Source organism: Alistipes sp. An116 (genome assembly GCF_002161005.1).
In the GTDB taxonomy this organism is placed as follows: Bacteria; Bacteroidota; Bacteroidia; order Bacteroidales; family Rikenellaceae; genus Alistipes; species Alistipes megaguti.
Genome location: NZ_NFLR01000053.1, coordinates 1 through 703, shown reverse-complemented (window position 1 = coordinate 703; position 703 = coordinate 1). Strand labels below are relative to the sequence as shown.

Sequence of the window (703 nt, the reverse complement as noted above, 5' to 3'; positions counted from 1 at the left end):
GTAGGTGCTCAGCGTGGTTCGGGCGCAGTCGATACCCACCCGGCTGCGGAGTCCTTCGATGTAGCGGTCCAGCAGGCGGAGAAGGGTCATGCGGGTCTCCAGACTGCCCTGATACTGGCATTTGACCGCCTCGGCATCGAAGCCGCCCGGGCGGGTCGAGAGGCTCTTGACGGCCTCATGGATTCCCAGCAGCAGCTTCTCGATCCGCGCATTGGTCTCCACGGCTTCGCGGCTCTTGCCGCTGAGGCGCCGCTCGCGGACATTCCACAACGCGGGGGTACAGGTGAGCTTGCTGCTGAACTGCACCATTGATCGGCCGACCGTCACGCGGCACATGATCGGGGCCTGACCCGAAGCGGTCAGGGAGCTCCTTTTCAGGTAGAGCAAAACCTTGCAATTGACTTCTTTCATAACGACTGGTTTTTAGGGTGCCCTGCTCTGGGCAAAGATACCGTGGTTCGAAGCGTTCGCCGTTATGCAAAAACCGGTGATTCAGAGAATAAAACGCCGTGCGGAGGTCTGTCAATCACTGCCGGTTACCTGTGGACACCGTGGTAACGATGCGGGTAACGGTCTGGTAACGATTGTCTCGCTATAATATGCGGTTGGCTGCTTCCTAAAAAATGGAAAATCTTCTCATTCCAAACCGGTTACGTTCTCGTTGCCGCTTGTTGCGAAATGCCGTTCCGGCATGTTTTTCACA

General features: G+C 57.2%; 1 protein-coding gene. It reads right to left on the bottom strand.

Features of this window, described 5'->3' with window-relative positions:
- Nucleotides 1–411, bottom strand: a 411-nt coding sequence (locus B5E60_RS13595; RefSeq protein WP_239403370.1) for an Arm DNA-binding domain-containing protein, incomplete at its 3' end; no start/stop codon positions are given.
- Nucleotides 412–703: the final 292 nt, after the last annotated feature.